The sequence below is a fragment of the Actinomadura sp. NBRC 104425 genome, from assembly GCF_030269545.1.
Classification (GTDB): Bacteria; Actinomycetota; Actinomycetes; order Streptosporangiales; family Streptosporangiaceae; genus Spirillospora; species Spirillospora keratinilytica.
In genome coordinates this window covers 52665-69995 of record NZ_BSTN01000028.1, presented here as the reverse complement: position 1 = coordinate 69995, position 17331 = coordinate 52665, and the positions used below count along the sequence as shown (strand labels likewise).

General features: G+C 73.0%; 13 protein-coding genes and 1 riboswitch. Of the genes, 5 read left to right on the top strand and 8 right to left on the bottom strand.

Annotated features, from left to right (window positions below):
* Nucleotides 1-155: 155 nt before the first annotated feature.
* Both QSK22_RS28380 and QSK22_RS28375 read right to left on the bottom strand, forming a co-directional pair.
* Entirely contained in the window at nt 156-1205 is a 1050-nt protein-coding gene (locus QSK22_RS28380) for a CU044_5270 family protein (protein ID WP_285497484.1), read from the bottom strand.
* Entirely contained in the window at nt 1198-1797 is a 600-nt protein-coding gene (locus QSK22_RS28375) for an RNA polymerase sigma factor (protein WP_285497483.1), read from the bottom strand. The genes QSK22_RS28380 and QSK22_RS28375 overlap by 8 nt, the downstream gene beginning before the upstream one ends.
* Nucleotides 1798-2025: 228 nt before the next feature.
* Here QSK22_RS28375 and QSK22_RS28370 point away from each other — a divergent pair, with 228 nt between their 5' ends.
* Nucleotides 2026-3735 carry an OmpA family protein gene (locus QSK22_RS28370; protein ID WP_285497482.1) on the top strand — a complete coding sequence of 570 codons (1710 nt, stop codon included), beginning with the start codon at nt 2026-2028 and terminating at the stop codon, nt 3733-3735.
* Between the two features lie 48 nt (nt 3736-3783).
* Here the strand turns inward: QSK22_RS28370 and QSK22_RS28365 are convergent, their stop codons facing one another.
* The 4 genes from QSK22_RS28365 to QSK22_RS28350 form a co-directional block, all read right to left on the bottom strand.
* Complete coding sequence (locus QSK22_RS28365; RefSeq protein WP_285497481.1) at nt 3784-5166, bottom strand: dihydrolipoamide acetyltransferase family protein; 1383 nt, start codon at nt 5164-5166, stop codon at nt 3784-3786.
* A gap of 5 nt (nt 5167-5171) precedes the next feature.
* Nucleotides 5172-6203, bottom strand: coding sequence for an alpha-ketoacid dehydrogenase subunit beta (locus QSK22_RS28360; RefSeq protein ID WP_285497480.1), 1032 nt, complete (start codon nt 6201-6203; stop codon nt 5172-5174).
* The gene (gene pdhA / locus QSK22_RS28355) at nt 6200-7330 is read right to left on the bottom strand and encodes a pyruvate dehydrogenase (acetyl-transferring) E1 component subunit alpha (protein ID WP_285497479.1); all 1131 of its coding nucleotides are present in this window, start codon (nt 7328-7330) and stop codon (nt 6200-6202) included. The genes QSK22_RS28360 and pdhA overlap by 4 nt, the downstream gene beginning before the upstream one ends.
* Nucleotides 7331-7573: 243 nt before the next feature.
* Nucleotides 7574-9193, bottom strand: coding sequence for a hypothetical protein (locus QSK22_RS28350; RefSeq protein WP_285497478.1), 1620 nt, complete (start codon nt 9191-9193; stop codon nt 7574-7576).
* 101 nt (nt 9194-9294) lie between these two features.
* On the opposite strand from QSK22_RS28350, the gene purS reads away from it, so the two are divergent.
* The 4 genes from purS (at nt 9295) to purL (ending at nt 14581) form a co-directional block, all read left to right on the top strand.
* Nucleotides 9295-9546 carry a phosphoribosylformylglycinamidine synthase subunit PurS gene (gene purS, locus QSK22_RS28345; RefSeq protein ID WP_285497477.1) on the top strand — a complete coding sequence of 84 codons (252 nt, stop codon included), beginning with the start codon at nt 9295-9297 and terminating at the stop codon, nt 9544-9546.
* Between the two features lie 425 nt (nt 9547-9971).
* A complete protein-coding gene (locus tag QSK22_RS28340; RefSeq protein ID WP_285497501.1) occupies nt 9972-10418 on the top strand; it encodes an ATP-binding protein in 447 nt (148 codons plus the stop codon).
* A 307-nt stretch (nt 10419-10725) separates the two neighbouring features.
* Nucleotides 10726-11406, top strand: coding sequence for a phosphoribosylformylglycinamidine synthase subunit PurQ (gene purQ / locus QSK22_RS28335; RefSeq protein ID WP_285497476.1), 681 nt, complete (start codon nt 10726-10728; stop codon nt 11404-11406).
* An 883-nt stretch (nt 11407-12289) separates the two neighbouring features.
* The gene (purL, locus tag QSK22_RS28330) at nt 12290-14581 is read left to right on the top strand and encodes a phosphoribosylformylglycinamidine synthase subunit PurL (RefSeq protein ID WP_285497500.1); all 2292 of its coding nucleotides are present in this window, start codon (nt 12290-12292) and stop codon (nt 14579-14581) included.
* A gap of 89 nt (nt 14582-14670) precedes the next feature.
* Here the strand turns inward: purL and QSK22_RS28325 are convergent, their stop codons facing one another.
* Together QSK22_RS28325 and QSK22_RS28320 are read right to left on the bottom strand one after the other, a co-directional pair.
* Nucleotides 14671-15615, bottom strand: coding sequence for a coiled-coil domain-containing protein (locus tag QSK22_RS28325; RefSeq protein ID WP_285497475.1), 945 nt, complete (start codon nt 15613-15615; stop codon nt 14671-14673).
* A 3-nt stretch (nt 15616-15618) separates the two neighbouring features.
* A riboswitch (cyclic di-AMP (ydaO/yuaA leader) is annotated at nt 15619-15746 on the bottom strand.
* A 268-nt stretch (nt 15747-16014) separates the two neighbouring features.
* Complete coding sequence (locus QSK22_RS28320; protein WP_285497474.1) at nt 16015-17184, bottom strand: S8 family peptidase; 1170 nt, start codon at nt 17182-17184, stop codon at nt 16015-16017.
* Between the last annotated feature and the right edge of the window lie 147 nt (nt 17185-17331).

Genomic DNA, 17331 nt, shown 5'->3' with positions numbered 1-17331 from the left:
GCCCGCGTCGGGAAAATCCGGACCGCCCCAGGCGATCCGCTGTCCCCCCGGCCCGGATCAAGCCGGTTCTATCGCCCGATGTACTGGCGTAGGACGCCGGTGAGTGCGCCGCTCGCCGGCTCCCCGGCCTTCAGGCCGGGGAGCGCGTCAACGGTTCACTTGTGCGGCTCGGCCTGCGGGGCCCGGTCGGCGACCGACACCTTCAGCAGGGCCGTGGACGTCAGAACCGACCCGACCGGCGCCTGGGCCTCGGCCGCGTCGGTGACGACCTCGCGTTCGCCGAGGTACCGGTAGGTGCGCCGGTCGAAGATGTACTCGTGCCGGCTGCCGCCGATGACCTTGGCGGCGGCGATGCCCCTGCGGCCGGCCGCGTCCACCGCGTCGTCGATCGTGGTGACGCCGGGGATCGCCGCGGCGGCCCGGAACAGCGCGGCCCGCTGCGCCGCGGGCATGTACGCCTCCGTCAGCAGGCCGCCGACCCGCTGCCACGCCTCGATGTCGGCCTTCGGGCCCGTGCCGAGGCGGGTGTAGAGGTGCTCGTACATCTTCTGCGGGTCGGTGGGCAGGCGGCTGGTGTAGGCGTAGTCGTTGCGCAGGTACTCCACCCGGTTGTCGAAGTCGGCGAGCTTCTCCGGGCCGTTGCTCGGTTCGGTCTGGTACGCCTCCGGCGGAATCGGCCACCCCGGGTAGGGCTTGGGCGACAGCCGCTTGCCCTCGATGACGCCCTGCGTCGCGTCGCCCTCCACCGGCAGCCACACCTTGCGGATGCTGCGTTCCAGGTAGCGCGAGTGACCCTTGGCGGTGTTCAGCTCGGCGGGGTTCATCGTCTGGGACTCGAACACCAGGTACTGGCCGGGCTTGGGGTGCAGTTCGGGGAACTTGGCGGCGTTGTCGGCGGCGCGGGTGAGCACCTCGGACGCCGCCACGGGCATGATGCGCGTGACCTGGTCCGGCTTGCGCTCGGCGAAGTCGTGGGACGCCACCACGGTCCCGGCGGCCATCGCCGCGGCGGCCAGCCCCCCGGCCAGGCCGATCGCCAGGCGGCCGCGGACGCGCCCCGGACCGCCGATGCGGCCCCGGCGGGCGGGCGCGGGCTCGGCCCCGGAGATCGCGGCCATCAGCCGCGCCTCCTCGGCGCGCAGGTCGTCCGGCCCCGGACGCGGAACCTCCGAGCGGAACCGGTCGAGCACGGTCATCTCATCCATGGACCCTCTCCTCCCTGACGATCAGCGTGGGGTTGGTCTCGCCGAGTTCGCGGCGCAGCCTCTTGCGCGCCCGGTTGATGCGGGAGCGGACCGTGCCGACCCTCACCCCCAGCGCCTGCGCGGCCTCCGGGTAGGTCAGGCCGCCCCAGGCCACCAGCAGCAGCGCGTCGCGGTGCCCCTTGGGCAGTGCCGCCAGCGCCCCGGCCAGGCGCGGCCCGTGCGCCTGCGCGCTGACCCGCTCGTCGCTGCGTTCGGTGAACGGCGCCGTGACGGGGTCGGCGCCGGTGCGCTCGGCGGCGCGCAGGTGGCGCACCTCCTCGCGGACGTACCGGCGGACCAGGTTGGTGGCGATCCCGTACAGCCACGGCCGCGCGTCGCGCCGGGCCAGGTCGTAGCGGTCGCGCTGGCGGAAGGCGGTCAGGAAGGTCTCGGCCACCACGTCCTCGGCGGCGTCGCGTCCCAGCCTGCGGGTGACGTACCGCTTGAGGTCGGGGGCGTGGCGGCGGAACACCTCCGCGAACGCCTCCGGATGGCTCCGGGACCGTTCGATTGCGGAGGCGTCATCCGCCCCCGGCGGGCTCGTTTCGCTCATCGTGGGCCTCTCGGCTTGCGATCGGTACGTCCCTTGTTGCCGAGCGGCGCCGGAACGGTTCCCGGCCAGTCTGCGCGGTCTCCGCCCGGGGCGGCGTGGAGGTGTCGCCCGGGCGGGTGGGCGTCGCTAGGGTGTCCCGCGACCGAGTCGCTGTCGGAAGCGGAAGGCCCCATGACAGTGCGCAGATCCGTCCTCGCATCGGCCGTCCCGTTGACCGCCGTAGTGATCATGACCGCGGGCTGTTCCGACTCCGGTCCCGCGGCCGCCAGGGTGGACCCGCCCCGCGCGCCGGGCGGCCCGGCGACCACGCCGGCGGCGGGCGGCGGAATGGTCAAGGAGGGCTGGTTCGGCGGCGCGGACGGGCTGCACGCCCGCGTCGAGATCAAGGGCGTCGAACGGCAGGCGGCCAGGTCGGTGCTGCGCCTGGCCCTCACGCCGCTGGCGTCCGCCACCCCCTCGGCCGGGGCCTCCGGCGGCGCGGCGTCCCCGCCGGGCGGGACGGGCGCCACCGTGCCGTTCGCCGTCTCGCTGCTCGACCCGGTGGGCCGCAGGCTCTACCGGCCGCTGACGGGCGGGCAGCCGGCGCAGCTCACCATGGGCGCCGCCCAGGAACTGAGCATCGAGTACCCGCCGCTGCCGCAGGACGTCCAGCGCGTCACGGTGATCACGCCTGGGACGGCCGGGGAGTTCACCGGGGTTCCGGTCACCACCGGCACCTCAGCCGGCACCGGCTCAAGCCCTGGCACCGGCACGACCCCCGGCGGCGGCACCGCACCCGGTACCGGTACGCCGCCCGGCGGCGGAACAGAGCCCCGCAACGGCAGGGGGCCCCGTACCGGCGGGGGACCGGGGTTCGGTGTCGCATTCGGGGACGGCGCCGGGAGGGGCTTGGGTGCCGTTCCGGTCGGGACGACCACGAGCCCGTCCGCCACGGCCACCCCGGCCCCGTCCACCCCGGCCCCGTCCACCACGGCCACGCCGTCACCGGGCACGACGTCGCCGAGCGGCGGCGCGATCGACCTCTACAGCATCACCGAGGGCGAGACCCGCGACGTGACCTCCAGCCCGTCCGACGAGACGCTCAGCCTGCGCGCGGACGTGCTGTTCGACTCCGACTCCGACAAGCTGTCCGCACGCGCCGGGCAGGTGCTCGACCAGGCGGCCGCCGACATCCGCCGCACCATCAGCGCCACCGACCGCGCCGTCGCCATCGACGGCCACACCGACGGCGCCGGGGACGCCTCGCGCAACCTCGACCTGTCGCGGCGCCGCGCCCAGACCGTGGAGAAGGAGCTGAAGAAGCGGCTCGGCGACACGTACACCTACACGGCCACCGGCAAGGGCAAGGCCGACCCCGTCGCCAAGGAGGGCGGCTCCGGCGACGCGGCGGCCCGCGCCCGCAACCGCCGCGTGGAGATCGCCTACAAGGTGCGGCAGGGGGCCACCATCGCGACCGGCACCCCGTCCGCGACGCCCGGCGCGTCTGCGTCGCCCACACCCGCGGCGTTCCGGGCCCAGGACGGAACCACCGTGGCCAGCCGCACCGCGCGGTTCGGGCAGGCCACGCGGCGGCTGAACGTCAAGCCCTTCTACCGCGACGGCGCCTACCTGGTGGCCGTGTTCGAAATCGTCAACGAGGGGCCGGGCAACACCCCGGCGGACGCCTCGTACGCCCACCAGGACTACCCGGGAGGCGCCTTCACCGCGTTCTCCGTGAGCGTGCCGGGCGGCAAGGACGTGTACCGCGCCGTACGCATCGGAGCCGCCGCCCCCGGCGCGTACGCCTCCTACGTCGACCCGGGGCGCGCCACGTTCCGCACGGGCGTCGGGCAGCCGGCGCGCGGCTTCGTCTACCTGCCCGCGCCGCCCGGCGACGTCAAGAAGGTCACCTTCGACGCGGGCCCCTTCGGCAAGATCGACAACGTTCCGGTGAGCTGACGCGCGGGGGCCGGGGCGCACGCCGCGCCCCGGCCCCCGCCGGGCACGTCAGGACCAGGCGATCATGTGCAGCGGGTCCTCCAGCATGTCGCCGACGTCCCGCAGCACCTTCGAGCCCAGCTCGCCGTCGATGATGCGGTGGTCGAACGACAGCGCCAGCGTGGCGACCTTGCGGACCGCCAGCTCGCCCCGGTGCACCCACGGCATGTCCCGCACCTGGCCGACGGCGAGGATCGCCGCCTCGCCGGGCGTCAGGATCGGGGTGCCCGCGTCGACGCCGAACACGCCGACGTTGGTGATGGTGATCGTGCCGCCGGTCAGGTCGGCCGGGGACGCCTTGCCCGCGCGGGCCGTGTCCACCAGCTCGTTCAGCGCCCGCGCCAGCTCCGGCAGCGACTTGGCGTGCGCGTCCTTGATGTTGGGCACCAGCAGGCCGCGCGGGGTGGCCGCGGCGATCCCCAGGTTCACGTACGGCTTGACGACGATCTCGGCCGAGTCGCCCTCGCCGACCCAGGAGGAGTTGGCCATCGGATGCCGCCGCACGGCGATCAGCAGCGCCTTGGCCACCAGCAGCAGCGGCGACACCTTCACCCCGGCGAACTCGGGCAGCTCCCGCAGCCGCCGCACCGCGTCCATGGTGGCGGTCATGTCCACCTGCAGCCACTCGGTGACGTGCGGCGCGGTGAACGCCGACCCGACCATCGCCGCCGCCGTGCTGCGCCGCACGCCCCGCACCGGGATCCGCTCCTCGCCGCCGCGCAGGGCGGGCGCGGGCGCCTGCGGCGCGGCCGCAACGCGCGGCCGGACGGCGGCCGCGGCGGCGGCCTGGACGTCGTCGCGGGTGATGGACCCGGCCGGACCCGTCCCCGTGATCGTCGCCAGGTCCACGCCCAGGTCCTTGGCCATCTTCCGCACGGGCGGCTTGGCCAGGACGCGCTTGTCCACAGGGTGTGGACGGCCGTTGGGGCGGGAGGCGGGAGCGGGCGCGGGGCTGCGGCGCGGACGGCGCTTGGTCGCCCCCGGCTTGACCCCGTACCCGACGAGGACCGGCTGGCGCTTGGGCTCCTCCGGCTGCACCATGCCCGGTTCGTCCGGGGCCGGCACCGGCGCCTCCTTCGACGCCTCGGGCGCGGCCTGTGCGTCCGGCGGCGAGGCCGGCGCCGAGGCCGGCGGGGCGGCCTCGCCGCCGGAGACGTCCACCGAGATGATCGGGGTGCCGACGTCCACCGTCTCGCCCTCGGCGACCAGCAGGTCCGCCACCACGCCCTCGAACGGGCAGGGCAGCTCCACGATCGCCTTGGCGGTCTCGATCTCCACGATCGTCTGGTTGACCTCGACCCGGTCGCCCGGCGCCACATGCCACGTGACGATCTCGGCCTCGGTCAGGCCCTCGCCCACGTCGGGCAGGTTGAACTGCTTGACCTCGCTCATCGCCCCTACCACGCGAACGTCCGGTCCACCGCGTCCAGCACCCGGTCCAGGTCGGGCAGGTAGTGCTCCTCCAACCGGGACGGCGGGTACGGGGTGGAGAACCCGCCCACCCGCAGCACCGGCGCCTCCAGCCGGTAGAAGCACCGCTCGGTGATCCGCGCGGCCAGCTCGGCGCCGTATCCGGAGAACACCGGCGCCTCGTGCACCACCACGCACCGGCCGGTGCGCTCCACCGACGCGACCACAAGGTCGATGTCCAGCGGGTTCAGCGAGCGCAGGTCGACGACCTCCAGCGACCGGCCCTCCTCGGCGGCCGCCGCGGCGGCCTCCAGGCAGGTCTTCACCATCGGCCCGTACGCCAGCACCGTGACGTCCTCGCCCGGCTGGACGACGCGGGCGCGGTGCAGCGGCGTCCAGCTCTCGGGGGCGGCGGCGACGTCGACGGGGGCCTTGTCCCAGTAGCGCCGCTTGGGCTCGAAGAAGATCACCGGGTCGGGGGAGGCGATCGACTGCTGGATCATCGTGTACGCATCGGCCGGGTTGGAGCAGGCCACCACCCGCAGGCCCGCGGTGTGCGTGAAGTACACCTCGGGCGACTCGCTGTGGTGCTCCACCGCGCCGATGCCGCCGCCGCACGGTATCCGCACCACCACCGGCAGGCTCACCGTGCCCAGCGACCGCATCCGCATCTTCGCCAGCTGGGTGATGATCTGGTCGGCGGCGGGGAACACGAACCCGTCGAACTGGATCTCCACGACCGGCCGGTAGCCGCGCAGCGCCAGCCCGATCGCGGTGCCGACGATGCCCGACTCGGCCAGCGGCGTGTCGATCACCCGCTCCTCGCCAAAGTCCTTCTGCAGGCCGTCGGTGACCCGGAAGACGCCGCCGAGCTTGCCGACGTCCTCGCCCATCACCAGGACCTTGGGGTCGTTCTCCATGGCCTTGCGCAGGCCCTCGTTCAGCGCCTTGGCCAGCGTCAGCGTCTCGGTGGCCGGGGGCGTCGCGGCGGCGGGGGCGGTCCCGGTCTCGGTCGTCACGACGGCACCTCCTCGAAGGACGCCAGGTAGGCGGCGAACTGCTCCTGCTCCTCGGTCATCAGCGGGTGGGCGTCGGCGTAGACGTCGGCGAAGATGTCCATCGGCCCGGGGTCGGGCATTGCCAGGCACGCCTTGCGCAGGTCCGCCGCGACCTGCTTGGCCTCGGCGTCGATCTCGTCGAAGAAGGCGGCGTCGGCCATGTCGCCGCGCACCAGGTACGCCTTGACCCGTTCGATCGGGTCCTTGAGCTTCCACGCCTCCTCCTCGGCCTTGAGGCGGTAGCGCGTGGGGTCGTCGGTGGTGGTGTGGGCGCCCATCCGGTAGGTGTAGGCCTCGATCAGCGTCGGGCCCTGGCCCGTGCGGGCCGCCTCCAGCGCCTTGCGCGTCACGGCCAGGCAGGCGAACACGTCGTTGCCGTCCACCCGCAGGCCGGGGAAGCCGTAGCCCTGCGCGCGCCGGTACAGGGGGATGCGCGACTGCTTCTCCAGCGGCTCGGAGATGGCCCACTGGTTGTTCTGGCAGAAGAACACGATGGGCGCGTTGAACACCGAGGCGAACACGAACGACTCGTTCACGTCGCCCTGGGAGGTGGCGCCGTCGCCGAAGTAGGCGATGACCGCGCCCGCGTTGGGCGTGCCCAGCACCCCGTCGCGCTGGACGCCCATGGCGTAGCCGGTCGCGTGCAGCGTCTGGCTGCCGATCACGATCGTGTAGAGGTGGAAGTTGTGCTCGGCGGGGTCCCAGCCGCCGTTGCTCACGCCGCGGAACAGTCCGATCAGCTTCAGCGGGTCGACGTCGCGGCACCAGGCCACGCCGTGCTCGCGGTAGGTGGGGAACACCATGTCGTGGTCGCCGAGCGCCCGCCCGGAGCCGATCTGCGCGGCCTCCTGGCCGAGCAGCGAGGCCCAGATGCCCAGCTCGCCCTGGCGGGTGAGGGCCACCGCCTCCAGGTCGATCCGCCGGACGATCACCAGGTCGCGGTACAGGCCGCGGACCTGCTCGGGCGTCAGGTCGAGGGGGTAGTCGGGATGCTCGACGCGCTCCCCCTCGGGGGTGAGCAGCTGGACGAGCTCGGGTTCGGCGAGCTCGCGGACGTCGGGTGCGCCGCGCGCGGAGTCGATCGCCATCGATGTCACTCCTCGATCGGGGCCGGAACGCGGGGTCGCCGCACGCCGGCCGGCGTCTGGGGCATGTCGCCCCAGGTAAGGGACGAATGCCGCAAAGCCATCGTGGCAGACATCACTCCCGGGGGCGCAAGCCCTCGTCCGACTGTTTTCTCCCCGTCGGCCGCTTCCCCGTCTGCACCGCGATTATGCGTGACCGACACTCCTACGAAGAGTGACAAAACCCGCGATGGACGACCAAAGAATTCACTCTCGAGACAGGGCGCGGGTGATCCCGGCGGCCACCGTCAGGCCCAGGATGAACCCCGCCGCGACCAGCAGATTGGCGATCCACTGGTAGATGCCCTCGGGCGCGAACACCCGCTCCTGCCCCAGGTCGCCGACCGGCAGCAGCAGGTCGAGGGTGTAGAGGAAGGCGTTGAAGTGCGGGCGGTCGTCCGCGTTGAGGATCGGCGGGCGGTGGAGCGAGAACACGATGGTGCCGAACGCCAGCAGCCCCGCCAGCCAGCTCATCGCCCGGAACGGGCGGTAGCCGTAGCCGACCAGGATGTCCTGCAGCCAACCGATGATCTTCCGGGGGAGGCCCTGCGTGTCGCGGCTGGCCCGGGCCTTGGCCAGCAGCACCGTGCGCCCGTCGGCGTCCAGGCCCAGCGTCCGGTAGGTCTGGGCGAGCCGCTCGTAGGGCTGCGGCAGGTAGCCGTCGGTGTCGCGGCGCAGCCACTCCAGGCGCTGCCGGGCGTCCAGCGGCGGGTCCAGGTTCTCGTACTGCAGGCCGTCCAGCTGCATCCGCGCGGGCCACGTCGCCGGATCGTCGCGCAGCAGGGTGATGCGCGCGTACGCCAGATCGACCACGCCCTCGACCTGCTCGGCCGGACGCAGCAGCACCTCCTCGGCCTGCAGCCGCTCCAGGTTCAGCGCGGTGCCGTTCTCGTTGCGCAGCCGTGCGCCGCTCAGGTTGAGCTGGCCCGACACCCGCGCGCCCGCGAAGCTCACCGCGCCCACCGCTGTGAAGCCGTCGGAGCAGTAGACGTCGGTCTCCACCTGCAGGTCGTCGGCGTTCAGCGCGGTCCGCTCGGGATGGGCCAGATCGGCGCCGACGAACGACAGGTAGCCGCCCACCCGCGCCCCGCGCAGCCTGATCTCGCCGCGCGCGGCGAACCCGCCGTCGCAGAACACGTTGGCGGCCACGTCCAGGCGGCTGGCGTACAGCGCGGCGCCCGACGGGTTGTGCAGCCGCGCCTGCCGGAAGATCAGCTGCCCGCCGACCCGGGCGCCCGGCAGCCGCACCTCGCCGTTGGCCGCGAACCCCTGGTCGCAGTAGACGTTGGCGTCGACGGTGAGCCGGTCGGCCAGCAGCGCGTCCCCGCCGGGGTTGGCCAGGTGCACGCCCGACATGTTGAGGATGCCGGTGATGTGCGCCCCGTCCAGCCACAGCCCGCCGGAGATCCGGCTGCCCTCCAGCCACAGGTGCCCGTCCACCCGGGCGCCGGACGCCACCAGCCCGGGCAGGCGGCAGCCCATCATGTGGACGCTGTTCATGCTCGCCCAGTACAGGTGCGGGGCCTCGTCGAACGCGCAGCGGGTCAGCACCAGCGGCACCGTCACCTCGGCGTGCCCCAGGTTGAGCGACCCGACGATGCGCGCGCCGGTCAGCCGCACCGCCGCCACCTGCCCCGGCTCCGGATCGACCGCGCCCACCAGCAGCGCCGTCAGCACGTCGGCGCGGATCACCCGGTCGCCGCCCCACCGCTCGGCCTGCCCGGGGTCGTCGTAGCCGGGGTCGCCGGTGGACAGATCGACCAGCTCTCCGCGGGGGAACGCCTGCCACACACGGCGTTCGGTGGGAGACAGCTCATCGACGTTCATTCGGGCGGCTCCGCGCTGGCTCGGGGGCGTGACTTGTCGGGAGTAATGGTGCCGTACGCTTCAACGCGACAGTGAAAGCCCAGATCAGTGAGGGGGCAGTCGTGGCGCGGGTCGTGGTCGACGTCATGCTCAAGCCGGAAATCCTCGATCCCCAGGGCCAGGCGATCGCGCGCAAGCTGCCGCAGCTCGGCTTCGACGGCGTGACCGCCGTCCGCCAGGGCAAGCGCTTCGAGGTGGAGCTGGACGGCCCCGCCGACGAGGCCGCCGTGGAGCGGGTCCGGCAGATCGCCGGCACCCTGCTGGCCAATCCCGTCATCGAGACCTACGAGGTCCGCGTCCTGCAGGAGGACTGACCGGCCCCCGCGACCGCCCCCGACCGGTTACGCTGTGTGACGACCGGGGTGTCATGCGCGGGGAATGGGGGCCCGCTATGGCCGCCTCCGGTCAGCGGGGAATGTCAACGGGAATTTCTCCGGGCAGGTGCGGTCGTGAACGCGTCCGCATTCTGGCCCGTTCCAATTGGGGGCGGTGCGGGAAAGGGGGCTCCGGAGGGGCCGGAGGGACGCCTGCGAGGCCGCCACGCTCGGCCGATGTACCGGCGCCGATGGGGCGATTCGGCCGTTCCGGCCACCTGGAGTTCATGAAAAGTCCGGCCAGTATAACGATTACGGAAGTTTCCGTTGGGGAAGCCTTAGGTCCGATTGAGTACGACGAGCGCGGTCCGGGTCCGGGGGTCGACCAGGGGGACCTGGGGATGACACGAGGTGACCGGGTGGACATGAAGCTCTCGCTCGCAATGCCCCGGGAGGCGCTGAGCATCCCGGTGATCCGCCGGGTGGTGGGGGACGCGCTGCGCGGACTGGGCGTGGCCGAGGACTGCGTCGCCGATGTGCTGGTGGCCGCCTCCGAGGCGTGCACCAACGTCGTCCAGCACGCCCGCGTGGGCGCCGAGTTCGAGGTCGCGGGCTGGGTGGACCACGGCAGCTGCGTGCTGCGGATCAAAGACTGGGGACGCGGCCCGCACCGCCCCGCGACTCGCGAGGATCTGGGCGATTTGTCCGAATCTGGGCGCGGTATTAGGATCATGCGCGCGCTGGTGGACGACCTCAGCATCGACGCCGCCCCCGACCGGGGCACCGTCGTTCACCTGCGCAAGCGGCTGACCTGGCAGGACGGAGCCCTGGTACGCCGCCTCGAACGACAGCTCGCACGCAGTGCCGGGTAGATTAGAGGCGTGCGCCGAGGCGGTTCCCCGTGCTCGCCGCCCTTCGGGGCGGCTGCGCCGGAGGCCCGCCGAGTCCACCCGGGGGGCGACCCCCGAACCGGTGCACATCGGGTGACCGGCGGAGCGGAACCGCCGGGACGGGCGGCCCGCCCGTCACCCGTCGGCGGCTGCGTCAGTGGCTAGGGCGGCGCCGCGGTGTTCACCCGGGGGGTGACCCTCGGCCCCCGGACCCCCGAGCCGGGCGGCGACGACGCCGCCCGGGTCCCCGAGAATCTTGGCCGCCCTCATTGCGGAGGAAGACGAACAGATGGACGCTGCCCGGGTGGGGGTCATCACCTTCCCTGGATCCCTGGACGACCGTGACGCGGCACGCGCCATACGGCTGGCCGGAGCCGAACCCGTCGCGCTCTGGCACGCCGACCACGACCTGCGGGGGGTGGACGCGGTCGTGCTGCCCGGCGGCTTCTCCTACGGCGACTACCTGCGCGCGGGCGCCATCGCCCGGTTCGCGCCGCTGATGACCGAGGTCGTCGACGCCGCCAAGGGCGGGCTGCCGGTCCTGGGCATCTGCAACGGCTTCCAGGTGCTGTGCGAGTCGCACCTGCTGCCGGGCGCGCTGCTGCCCAACGCGGGACTGCACTTCGTCTGCCGCGACCAGCGGCTGCGCATCGACAACGCCGACACCGCCTGGACCACCGAGTACCGGGTCGGCCAGGAGGTCGTCATCCCGGTGAAGAACCGCGACGGCCGCTACACCGCCGACGAGCGCACCCTCGCCGAGTTGGAGGACACCGGCCGCGTCGTCGCCCGCTACGTCGACCTCAACCCCAACGGCTCGCTCGGCGACATCGCCGGGATCTGCAACGAGGCGGGCAACGTGGTGGGCCTCATGCCGCACCCCGAGCACGCCGTGGAGTCGCTGACCGGGCCGTCCACCGACGGGCTCGGCTTCTTCACCTCGATCGTCAAGAGGCTGGTCAACGCGTGACGGCGGCGGCGCGCGCGAGCAGGGGCAGGACATGAGCGACGAGCGGTGGACCAACGACGACCAGCGGGCCCCGGAGGGGAGCGGCATGACCGAGCGTGACGAACGGGTTCCGGGCGGCGGGCCCGAAGACGCGGCCGGGGGCCCCGGCCCGCAGCAGGACACCGGCGAGCCGACCTTCGAGTGGTTCGCCGATCTGAAGTCCGACGCCGACGACCCCGAGCTGCAGCCCGTCAGCAACTCGGTGACGGCGGCGTTCGAGGCGATCGTGGAGGAGGACGCGCCGCGCGACGAGGCGGCCGAACCCGGCGCCGCCGGTCCCGGTACGGGGCCGCTGCCCGCCGTGGGCGCCGAGCCCGGCCCCGTCGGCCCCGGTGCGGGCCCGCTGCCCGCCGTGGGCGCCGAGCCCGGCCCGGGCGTCGCCCCGCAGCCTCCGGTACCGCAGGGGCCGCCCACGGGCCCGCAGCCGGTCGTCCCGCCGGAGGGGGCCGGCACCGGGCCGCAGCCGGTCGTCCAGGAAGGCCCCCCGACCGGGCCGCAGCCCGCGGTCACCGGCGCGTTCCCGGCAGCGCCGCAGCCGCCCGTGCCGCCGCAGCCCGCCGTGCCGCCGCAGCCGCCCGGGCCGCCGCCGGTCGTGATGTCGCCGGACGCGGCCGAGGTGTTCGCCAAGGCGCTGGCCGCCGAGCGGCAGCAGTCGCCCGAGCCGCCCGCGCCCGACCACCCCGTGCCCGACCACCCCGTGCCCGGCGAGCCCGCCGGCCCCGGCCCGTTCGCCGAGCCCGCCCCGGCGGCCGGCGCCGCCGAGCCGACCGGCCCCCAGCCCGTCCCGCAGCCCGGTCCGCAGCCGGGCCCGGCCGATCCGGCGCGGCCCAAGCTGGCCACCGAGATGACCCCGCCGGACGAGCCCGTCACCGACACCGTCGAGATCGCCGCGGCTACCCCCGACCGGCCGCAGCCGTACGCCGAGCTGGGCATGAAGGAGGAGGAGTACCGGCGGGTCCGCGAGATCCTCGGCCGCCGCCCCACCTCCGCCGAGCTGGCGATCTACTCGGTGATGTGGAGCGAGCACTGCTCCTACAAGAGCTCCAAGGTGCACCTGCGCCAGTTCGGCGAGAAGGCGCCCGAGACCGACGCGCTGCTGGTCGGCATGGGCGAGAACGCGGGCGTGGTCGACATCGGCCGGGGCTGGGCGGTCACGTTCAAGGTCGAGTCGCACAACCACCCGTCCTACGTCGAGCCGTACCAGGGCGCGGCCACCGGCGTCGGCGGCATCGTCCGCGACATCATGTCGATGGGCGCCCGCCCGGTCGCGGTCATGGACTCGCTGCGGTTCGGGCCCGCCGACGCCCCCGACACCCAGCGGGTGCTGCCCGGCGTGGTGGCCGGCATCGGCGGCTACGGCAACTCCCTCGGCCTGCCCAACATCGGCGGCGAAACCGTCTTCGACCCCTGCTACGCGCAGAACCCGCTGGTCAACGCCCTGTGCGTGGGCGTCATGCGGCACGAGGACATCAAGCGGGCCGTCGCGCCCGGCCCCGGCAACCGGGTGATCCTGTTCGGCGCGGGCACCGGCCCCGACGGCATCGGCGGCGCCTCGGTGCTGGCCTCGGCCACCTTCGACGAGGAGTCGCAGGCCAAGCGGCCCAGCGTGCAGGTCGGCGACCCGTTCATGGAGAAGCTGCTGATCGAGTGCTGCCAGGAGCTGTTCCGCGAGGACCTGGTGGTCGGCATCCAGGACCTCGGCGCGGCCGGGGTGTCGTGCGCCACCACCGAGCTGGCGGCCGCGGGCACCGGCGGCATGCACATCGAGCTCGACTCCGTCCCGCTGCGCGATGCGACCCTGCGCCCCGAGGAGATCCTCATGAGCGAGTCGCAGGAGCGCATGATGGCGGTGGTCGAGCCCGCCAAGGTCGACCGGTTCCTGGAGATCTGCGCCAAGTGGGAGATCCCCGCCACCGTAATCGGCGCGGTCACCGATACCGGCCGGCTGGTGATGACCTGGCGCGGCGAGAAGATCGTCGACATTCCGCCAGGCACCGCCGCCGACGAGGGCCCGGTCTACCACCGGCCGTACGAGCCGCCGGCGGACCTGGCCGCGCTGCAGTCCGACACCCCGGGCCGGCTGACCCGCCCGACCACCGCCGACGAGCTGCGCCGCACCGTGCTGTGGCTGGCCGGGTCGCCGAACCTGGCGAGCAAGACCTGGGTGACCTCGCAGTACGACCGGTACGTGCTGGGCAACACCGTCCTGGCCATGCCCGAGGACGCGGGCGTGCTGCGGGTGGACGACGAGTCGGGCCTGGGCATCGCGCTGTCGCTGGACGGCAACGGCCGCTACACCCGCCTCGACCCGTACTCGGGCGCGCAGCTGGCCCTGTCGGAGGCGTACCGCAACGTCGCGGCCACCGGCGCCCGCCCGCTCGCGGTCACCAACTGCCTGAACTTCGGCTCCCCCGAGGACCCGGGCGTGATGTGGCAGTTCGCCCGCGCCGTCGAGGGGCTGGCGGACGCCTGCCGCTACCTGGGCACCCCGGTCACCGGCGGCAACGTCAGCTTCTACAACCAGACCGGCACCACGCCGATCAACCCGACGCCGGTGGTGGGCGTGCTGGGCGTGCACGACGACGTGCGGCGCCGCGTCGGCATCGCGTTCAGCAGCGAGGGCGCCACGCTGGCGCTGCTGGGCCAGACCCGCGAGGAGTTCGGCGGCTCGGAGTGGGCGCATGTCGTCTACGGGCACCTGGGCGGCCTGCCGCCGAAGGTGGACCTGCCCGCCGAGGTCGCGCTGGCCTCGGTGCTGGTCGCGGCGGCCCGCGAGGGCCTGCTGGCGGCGGCGCACGACCTGTCCGACGGCGGCCTGTCCCAGGCGCTGGTGGAGTCGTGCCTGCGCGGCGGGCTGGGCGCCCAGATCACGCTGCCCGGCGACCCGTTCGTGTCGCTGTTCAGCGAGTCGGTGGCCCGCGCCGTGGTGGCGGTCCGTCCGGGCTCCGAGGGCCGCCTGGCGGCGCTGTGCGAGGCCGCCGGGGTCCCGGTCACCCAGCTCGGTGTGACGGGCGGCGATGCGCTGCACATCTCCGCGCGCGGCGCCGACGGGCAGCCGCAGGAGCTGTTCTCCATCCCGCTCGCCGAACTGCGCGAGACGCACGAGCACATCGTCCCCAGCTACGCCAACGACTGACCCGCACCACGTGAGAAGGCCGCCGGCCCGCTTGCGAAGCGGACGGCGGCCTTCGCCGTTTCCGGGCCCGGCAGCCTGTGCGGGCGTCTTCAGAACACCGAGATGTGCACGTGGTCGTAGTGGTTGGCGGTGATGCCGCCGCGGTCCTCCATGGTGCGCCAGCCGGGGCTGCGCATGTCGTAGATGCGCTGCCGCCAGATCACGTACTTGATGCCCAGACGGTTGGCGTTGGAGATGGCGTACTGGGCCGTGCGGTCGCCGAGGGCCTTGCCGCTCGCCGACGGCATCGTGCCGCCGGTGCTGACCATGAAGTCGCAGGCGCGTCCGGTGGCGTGGTCCTGCGGGTCGCCGGTCGTCCGCACGCAGCCGATGATCGGGAACGGCCCGAACTCGATGTCGATGGTGTTCTTGACCTTCAGCATGCGGGGGGTGACCCCGCCCATCCCGGAGCTGGGCGACTCGGGCTTGAACTTCTTGATCAGCGCCTGGACCTTGCGCTTTTGCGTGCGCAGTTCGGCGATGTCCTTCTCCAGCTCCTGGACCTTCTTGTCGTACTCCTCGCGCGCCTTCTGCTGCTCGGTCACCAGCTGCTGGATCTGGCGCACCTTGGCCGCCTGGTTGGACGCCACATGGCTGGCCAGGCTGGCGTTGTTGAGCACGTTGTCGGGGTCGTCGCTGGCCAGCACCGCCACGGCCGGGTCGGTGGTGCCCGTCATGTACTGGGTGGCAGCCATCTGCGCCACCAGGACGCGCGCGCTGTCGAGGTCCTGCTGGAGCAGGCGCTGCTTCTGCCGGGCCTTCTGGATGCCGTACTGGGCGTCCTTCAGCTTGGCCAGGTCGCCGCCGTACTCCTTGTCGAGCTGGGCGATCTGCTTGTTCAGCTTGGTCAGCCGGCCGGTGTCACCCGGGTCCGCATGGGCGGGCGCCGTGCCCGCCGACGTCACCAAGACGGCCGCCGCGGCGGCGGTGAGAGCCAAGGCGGGGCGCCGCATCCGCACGGCATGACGTGGGCGGGTGGAGCTCGGGCTCTCCACGTCGTCTCCTCTCCTGTGACGCCTACCGGGTTAGCTGACGGGTTCGGGCCGGGAGTCCGCCCTATCGCGGGGGGCCGCGAATTCACCCCGGTGCCGACGTGACCTGGCCGGCCGCCCGGCGCTTGGGTCTCCGGTTCCCGTGCCGTAGTACGGCCGCGGGATTCGGCTGGCTCGGCCGGCCTGCAGATCGGTTTGCGATCATGCCCACCCCCAGTGGGCGAAGGCTACTGTAAGGAACCGGTCGGGTCTTGGCCAAGATTAGACCTAAGGCAAACCTTGGATGGCCGGGACTGCGAGACAAGACGGACCGCCGCCCCGCAGCGTAGCGCGTCGGCGGCGCGCACAGCGGGACCCCTGCCCGGGGGCGGACAGGGGTCCCAAGCCGCGGTACGGCGACGGTCAAGCGGTGCCCTTGTAGAGCAGCCGGTTCGGCGTGCCCTTCGGCATGCGCTTGAGGCGGTTCTTGGTGGCGTTGTCGTTCAGCCACTTCTGCACGGTCGGGAACGTGGCGCTGCGGTGCGACTGCAGGTACAGCGCCGCCACCCCGGCGACGTGCGGGGACGCCATGGACGTGCCGCTCAGCGTCGCCGTCTTGCCGCCGGGCCAGGTGGACGTGATGCCGTAGCCGGGCGCGAAGATGTCCACGCAGCCGCCGTAGTTGGAGAAGGTGGCGCGGTTGTCGTAGATGGTGGTCGCGCCGACCGCCTGCACCCATCCGGCGCTGGCCGGGGAGGTGTTGCAGGCGTTCTGGTTCTCGTTGCCCGCGGCGACGGCCACGAAGACGCCCGACTTGGAGAGATTCGTCACGGCCGTGTTGAGCGCGGTGGACTTTCCGCCGCCGAGCGACAGGTTGGCGACCGCGGGCTTGACGGCGTTCTTGCGCAACCAGTCGACGGCGGCGATGATGTCCGACACCGTGCCGTAGCCCTCGCAGTCCAACACGCGCAGCGACCGCAGGTTGACCTTCTTGGCCACCCCGTAGGTCTTGGACCCGATCGTGCCCGCCACGTGCGTGCCGTGCCCGTTGCAGTCCCAGCCGTCGGTGAAGGACGGGGCCTTCCACACCGACTTGGCGCGGCCCTCGAACTGCGGGTGCGACCACGCGATGCCGGTGTCGATGACGTAGGCGTTCACGCCGCTGCCGGTGTTCTTGTAGTAGTACGACTTCGACAGCGGCAGCGTGCGCTGGTCGATGCGGTCCAGGCCCCACGCGGGCGACTTCTGCGTGGTGGTGGCCCGGTAGATCTGGTCCTGCTCGATCGCGACGACGTTGCGGTTGCGGCGCAGCTTGTCCAGCTGCGCGGCGCTGAGCTTGGCGGCGAAGCCGTTGAACGCGCCTTCGAACCGCTGGACCGATCCGGCCTTCACCTGCCCGGCGGTGGTCGCCGCCGAGGTGCCGGCCTTGAGCGTGACGATGTACTTGCCCGGAACGGGGGTGCCCTGCGCGGCCGTGACCTGGACCCGGACGGGGTCGGGCACGGCGGCGCGGGAGATCGGCGCGGCGACGACGACCAGACCGGCCGTGACCGCACCGGTGACGACAATTCTTCGTGGGGGGACAGGGCGCACCGGGTCTCCTTTGCCTGCGACGCGCCCGCGGCCCCCGTGGCCAAGATCCAGGGCGCGTCAACAAGGCGGTACTTTATTGGAAAACGCCCGGTAATTCACCGTAAAAACCGGAAATAGGGCAGAAAGCCGTCAGCTCGTGCGCGCGGC